This window comes from Vibrio sp. V10_P2A27P122, assembly GCF_963874335.1.
Lineage (GTDB): Bacteria > Pseudomonadota > Gammaproteobacteria > Enterobacterales > Vibrionaceae > Vibrio > Vibrio anguillarum.
The window spans coordinates 1-6,008 of the sequence record NZ_CAWNHY010000097.1; the positions used below are offsets into that span (position 1 = coordinate 1).

Consider the following 6,008-nt stretch of genomic DNA (forward strand, 5'->3'; position numbering starts at 1 on the left):
ACTCTATACGACTGTTATTGTTTTGTTACAAATAGATTTTAGTATAAGCGCCCACTTATAGCAGATCTCTTTTCTGTGAAATTCTTCGAAATCAATGTTTGCATATATGAGACTGACATCACTGATTGTGCAAGCAATATTGATACTTAGGTTATCGTTTTACTTTGTCTTAGCCACAGATTCTCGGTAAGGTTGAACCCTTATCACCATATCAGTCATTGGCTAGCCACAATTAAAGAAGAGTTTGCATGAGCAAAACCATACATACATGGAAAACCATTTCATTAGTGCAAGAGGATGTAACCCTTCCTACCGGCAAAAGCATTGAGCACACCACCATCGTCCATCCGGGCGCGGCCGTGATTTTGCCGATCACAGAACAAGGCGATATTATTCTGATTAATCAGTTTCGCCCCTCACTCAAAAAGTGGTTGTTAGAGCTCCCAGCAGGCACTTTAGAAAAGGGGGAGCTTCCAGCCGAATGCGCGCACCGTGAGCTTGAAGAAGAGACAGGATATAGCGCAAGTGAGCTGATCACTTTAGGGCAAGTCACACCATTAGCTGGATTTTGTGACGAAATACAGCACCTGTTTGTCGCTAAACAGTTGAGCAAAACTGCACGATTATCATGCGACGATGATGAAGTCATTGAGGTGGTGACGCTTTCGATCCAGAAATTGGAGCAAAAAATCATCACTGGGCAAATCACAGATTCAAAAACCATTGCCTGCCTAAGTAAGGCGAAGCTGTGTGGCTATCTATAAAATACATAGCTATCGATAAAGTGCTTAGCTATCAATAAAGTACAAGCCCAGATAAGCATTGAAGTGAAAATGCTTCTAGCAAAAATAGAAAAACGCATGAGGAGATTATATGGATTTTCGATCAGATACCGTTACTAAACCCACCGCCGCGATGCGTGAAGCAATGGCTAATGCCGACGTGGGTGATGATGTGTATGGCGATGACCCAACCGTCAACGCCTTAGAAGAGTGGGCCGCGCAGCGACACGGTTTTGAAGCGGCGCTATTTACCACGTCAGGCACACAAGCCAACCTGCTGGGTTTAATGTCTCATTGTGAGCGTGGTGATGAGTACCTGTGTGGCCAACAAGCGCACAACTACAAATATGAAGCGGGTGGCGCCGCGGTTCTTGGCTCTATTCAGCCGCAGCCAATCGAAAATAACCCTGATGGCACGTTAGACTTCGATAAACTGCGTGCGGCCATTAAACCTGATGATGCCCACTTTGCTCGCACTCGATTACTTAGCCTTGAAAACACCATCAATGGCAAAGTTCTACCACTCGCCTATTTAGCGCAAGCGCGAACGTTTGTTGATCAACACCATTTGGCACTGCATTTAGATGGCGCGCGCGTATACAACGCCGCTGTAGCGCTGGATGTGGATGTTAAAGAGATTGCGCAATACTTTGACTCAATGACGGTCTGTTTATCTAAAGGGCTTTCAGCTCCTATCGGCTCGCTGCTGTTGGGTTCAAAAACCTACATTGCCAAGGCTCGACGTTTAAGAAAAATGCTCGGTGGCGGCATGCGTCAAGCAGGCATTTTGGCCGCAGCAGGCCATCTTGCATTGACTGAACAAGTCACTCAGCTGAAGACTGATCACGACAATGCCCAATATTTAGCGCGCAAATTAGCGGACTTAAACGGGTTTTCCGTCAATCCAGATTTAGTGCAAACTAACATCGTATTTGCCAAATTAGCTGATTCTATCGATATCCATACAATTACCAATCAGTTGGTGCAAGATGGAATAAAAGTTTCGCCAGGTAATCCGGTACGTTTTGTGACCCATAAAGACGTCTCACGCGATGATATTGATTTTCTAATCAGCAAACTCTCCCTTTATCTCCGATCCAATTAACATTGTGCAGTCATAACCTTATCATCGGCTATGACTGCCAAAGCGTTTTTTCCGTGAAACTACCTCTCAAATCTGGTACAACTGCGCTCGTTAAAAAATGAGACGAGTTAAAAAATGACCAAAAGACAAGGCCGCCGAAGTGCCACTGATGCCCAAAAAACCAAAAGAGACATTCTAGTGGTCGCTGCGGATCTGTTTTGCGAGCTAGGTTATGCACGAGTGTCATTACGAACGATCAGCGAAAAAGCTGGGGTTTCGCACAGTTTGCTGCGTCATCATTTCGGTAGTAAAGAGCAAATATGGCGCAGTATCAGCGATGGTCTCCATCTTTATATGGAGAATTATTTACGTCATATATTGAAAGAGATCCCAGCCAACACCCCCGCCAACGTGCAGTTGTATTTGTTCATTGTACGGCTGCTCGCGCATATGCTGACCGTCAAACAGCCGATTCAACTGATCGCCGATGCGGTAAGACAAGAAGATGCTCTGTTTGATTATTTTATCGACAGTGCAGGTGAAATTGAGCAGCTCGTCGAACAACTTGCCGAGCAATACAACCGTGAATTTTCAGCCACACCAATAAAGGTGTGGGAGATAAAATGGCAGATGATCATGTACGCGCACGGCGCGGCAAGTCTCACACCATTTTTAAAAGAAACATGGTCAGATGAAACTCAAGATGTGAACCAATGCTTACTAAAACATTGGCAACTCTTTAATGACTTGATGATCGCCAAGTTCCATATCGACGAAGCTCAGACGCTCTGTCCGAACTCCATCAATGAGTTGCTGTATGATATTGAATGTGACTGGGCCAGATAAAGCGGGCGCTTTATCGCTTACCTCTACCTGCATGGATGTTTAGTTTTGCTTTCATCTTTCTTTTTTCCGCTGAACGGCTAGGTTTACGACTGCTACGCTCAGTCGGTAAGGCTTCCAACAAACTCGGCTCAAACCCTTTTAACCACTCTTGTGGCAGGCGTTGATTGAGTAAGGCCTCTATCGCTTCAAGCAGATACTCTTCATCTCGGCTCATCAAAGAGACCGCGAAGCCCGTTAGCCCGGCCCGACCTGTGCGACCAATACGGTGCACGTAATCTTCCGCTTTATAGGGCATGTCGTAGTTAACCACTTGCTCAAGTTGCTGAATGTCAATTCCACGAGCTGCAACATCGGTAGCGATCAACGCTCTAACTTTACCTGATTTAAAATCATCCAATGCTTTTTGGCGCGCCCCTTGGCTTTTATCGCCATTGATCGAGGCCGCTTTGATGCCGTCCAATTTCAGTTCTTTGGCTAGTTCATCGCTACCTTGTTTAGTTTTGGTAAATACCAAGACTTGCTGCCAATTACGTGAACCAATTAGATAAGCTAATAACTCGCTTTTACGTTTTTTATCCACTGGATAAACGATCTGTTTTACAGTATCAGCGGTCGCGTTGGCCGGTGAAATTTGCACGCCGACAGGGTCGCGCATCATTTTGTGTGCTAATGCTTTGATTTTGTCATCAAAGGTGGCCGAGAAAAACAGCGTTTGGCGTTCATCATTCATGCGTTTCAAAATACGTTGGATATCAGGCAAAAACCCCATATCGAGCATGCGATCGGCTTCATCCAGCACCAACACTTCGGTTTGCGTCAGGATAATGTTGCGCACAAACAGATGGTCAATTAACCGCCCAGGCGTCGCAATTAAAATATCCGCACCGCCACGTAAATTACGTGTTTGCACTTGCATGCTGGTTCCACCATACGCGGTGACAATCTTCAATGTAGTACTTTGTGCATAAGCACTTAAGCTATCAAACACTTGTTGAGCCAGCTCACGAGTCGGAACCAAAACGAGCGCACGCACAACTTTACTATTGGCTTCTCGTTCGGCTTGGTTATCAAGAAAACGTTGCAAAATAGGTAAACCGAAAGCTGCCGTTTTGCCGGTACCCGTTTGCGCCCCAGCCATGACATCTTTACCAGCCAAAACATGCGGGATAGCTTGAGATTGAACATCCGTCGGTTGTTCAAAACCTAAAGATTGCAGAGCGCTAACTAATGTGGTTGAAAGTCCTAAACGTTGGAATGGGTGCACAGTATCAAACATTGCAGCTTACCTATTGGAAATCAGGGCGCGGATTGTAACAAAGCGCAAGGTAATCGCCTATTCAAAATCAGCGGAAATCAATAGTGTTAAGGAATTGATACACGAGGGGGGAATGTAAGGAGCATAGCCAGCATAGGCTGCTGGCTGGTACTATTCTGCGCTCTGTTCAGAGCATTCATGAGATACAGAGTCATAATCGGATAAATCAAATCCGATCTCCATGGCGTCGAGCCACTCTAAGCACTCATCGTTTTTATATTGGTCACTCATTAATCGACCTCCTTTGATATTTACTGAGACGGGATTATCACGTCGCAAGATCCTTTTTAAATGATTTATATGACAGTTTTTTGAAAGCGAATAGTCAAATTAATCATCACCACAATATCTATCACAGCGAAACGATTTCGACCACTCTTATTTAGCCGCCATCTTGCCATGTAAACAAAAAAATACACTCATGGATTTTTATTTTTACAAAGCTGTTGAAAATGAATCCGAAGTTCTACAATATAGCCCAAAATGAGTGGATTAATGGTCAACACCCCGTTGTATTCATATATATCACTCCCTGAAACACAACATAACGTATAAAGAACTTTACACCATGACTCAATCAAAGATTTTCGGCAGTACTTTGATCATCGCAGGGACCACTATCGGTGCAGGCATGCTAGCTCTACCGCTCGCTTCTGCAGGTATCGGCTTTGGCACATCATTACTGATTATGATCGCCCTCTGGGCATTAATGGCTTTCACTGCATTGTTAATGGTTGAAATCCATCAATATGCAGACAAAGACGCCACCTTACATACATTGGCTAAACAGATCTTAGGGCAAAAAGGAAAATGGGTAGCGAGCTTTGCTATGCTATTTTTGTTCTATTCGCTTTGTGCAGCTTACATTGCTGGTGGCGGCGCACAATTCACTCATCGCCTGACAGAGTTTGCTGGCATTGAGATCAGCAATCCGTTGGGCACCTTGCTTTTTACTTTACTGGTTGCACTTGTGGTGACGATCGGCACCAGCACGGTTGATAAAGTGAACCGCCTGCTGTTTGCCGGTAAAATGGTCGCGATGATTATAGTGCTCTCATTTCTTGCACCTAATGTTTCTCAGTCATACTTGCTTAGTATGCCACTTGAGCAAGGCTTAATCGTTGCTGCAATTCCCGTCATTTTCACCTCATTCGGTTTCCATGGCAGTATTCCGGCGATTGTGAATTACTTAGATGGCGACACCCCTTCGCTGCGCAAAGCCATCTTAATTGGTTCTGCTATCCCGTTGATTATTTACATTTTTTGGCAGATCGTCACGTTAGGTGTCGTTAGCCAACCTCAGCTGGTTGAGAATTCCGGCCTGAGTGCGCTAATTGTGACATTAGGGCAAACCGTTCATCAATCCAATTTAAGCAGCATTATTGGCGTGTTTGCCGACCTTGCACTTTTGACGTCATTCTTAGGCGTAAGCTTGGGCTTGTTTGAATTCATGGGCGATACGATTAAGAAAAAGAACATTCCATTGCACCGTATGGCTGCCTCCGTCATCACCTATCTGCCACCATTAGTCTTTGCGCTATTTTACCCTCAAGGCTTTATTATGGCGCTCGGTTACGCAGCTATTGCGTTGACTATTTTGGCCATATTCTTACCGATTGTGATGGTGATTAAAGTGCGTTCAAACCAAGTATTCCAACTGCAGGGTGAAACACAATATCAAGTCAGAGGCGGCAAACTGGCTTTGACCATGACAGCAACCATTGGTTTGATGATCGTCACTTCGCAAATCTTTATTAGCCTTGGTGTGCTACCCGCTCTGGGTTAATCAATTAAAGTTAAAAGTGGGGAGAGTAATATTACTCTCCCCACTTTTTTTAACCTAAAATAAGATCAAAGTCTCAATCTTGATATTTAAGTCAACATTCATTTCATAAAATTCTGCACGAACACACACATTTAGCCTTAGTATATTTATAAAATTTACTATTACTTTTTTGCATATCGGAGCAGCAATGAAAGA

General features: G+C 44.3%; 5 protein-coding genes. 4 read left to right on the plus strand and 1 reads right to left on the minus strand.

What is annotated here, in order from left to right:
- Nucleotides 1-248: 248 nt before the first annotated feature.
- The 3 genes from AACQ17_RS05125 to AACQ17_RS05135 all read left to right on the plus strand — a co-directional run bounded on the left by AACQ17_RS05125 (nt 249) and on the right by AACQ17_RS05135 (nt 2,712).
- On the plus strand, nt 249-764 hold the full coding sequence (locus AACQ17_RS05125; protein WP_094147371.1) for an NUDIX hydrolase: 516 nt from the start codon (nt 249-251) through the stop codon (nt 762-764).
- Between the two features lie 109 nt (nt 765-873).
- Nucleotides 874-1,887 (plus strand): low-specificity L-threonine aldolase, encoded by a 1,014-nt coding sequence (ltaE, locus tag AACQ17_RS05130; RefSeq protein ID WP_094147370.1) that lies wholly within the window; start codon nt 874-876, stop codon nt 1,885-1,887.
- Between the two features lie 114 nt (nt 1,888-2,001).
- Nucleotides 2,002-2,712 carry a TetR/AcrR family transcriptional regulator gene (locus AACQ17_RS05135; RefSeq protein WP_013867941.1) on the plus strand — a complete coding sequence of 237 codons (711 nt, stop codon included), beginning with the start codon at nt 2,002-2,004 and terminating at the stop codon, nt 2,710-2,712.
- A gap of 10 nt (nt 2,713-2,722) precedes the next feature.
- On the opposite strand, the gene AACQ17_RS05140 is transcribed toward AACQ17_RS05135, so the two are convergent.
- Nucleotides 2,723-3,988: a DEAD/DEAH box helicase gene (locus tag AACQ17_RS05140; RefSeq protein ID WP_094147369.1), complete on the minus strand. Its 1,266-nt coding sequence runs from the start codon at nt 3,986-3,988 to the stop codon at nt 2,723-2,725.
- A gap of 607 nt (nt 3,989-4,595) precedes the next feature.
- Between AACQ17_RS05140 and AACQ17_RS05145 the strand changes: the two genes are divergently transcribed.
- The gene (locus AACQ17_RS05145) at nt 4,596-5,813 is read left to right on the plus strand and encodes an aromatic amino acid transport family protein (RefSeq protein WP_017046094.1); all 1,218 of its coding nucleotides are present in this window, start codon (nt 4,596-4,598) and stop codon (nt 5,811-5,813) included.
- Nucleotides 5,814-6,008: the final 195 nt, after the last annotated feature.

Excerpts from the sequence above, each read along its gene's own strand:
- AACQ17_RS05125 (WP_094147371.1), top strand. The coding sequence starts at position 249 with ATGAGCAAAACCATACATACATGGAAAACCATTTCATTAGTGCAAGAG.
- ltaE (WP_094147370.1), top strand. The coding sequence starts at position 874 with ATGGATTTTCGATCAGATACCGTTACTAAACCCACCGCCGCGATGCGT.
- AACQ17_RS05135 (WP_013867941.1), top strand. The coding sequence starts at position 2,002 with ATGACCAAAAGACAAGGCCGCCGAAGTGCCACTGATGCCCAAAAAACC.
- AACQ17_RS05140 (WP_094147369.1), bottom strand. The coding sequence starts at position 3,988 with ATGTTTGATACTGTGCACCCATTCCAACGTTTAGGACTTTCAACCACA.
- AACQ17_RS05145 (WP_017046094.1), top strand. The coding sequence starts at position 4,596 with ATGACTCAATCAAAGATTTTCGGCAGTACTTTGATCATCGCAGGGACC.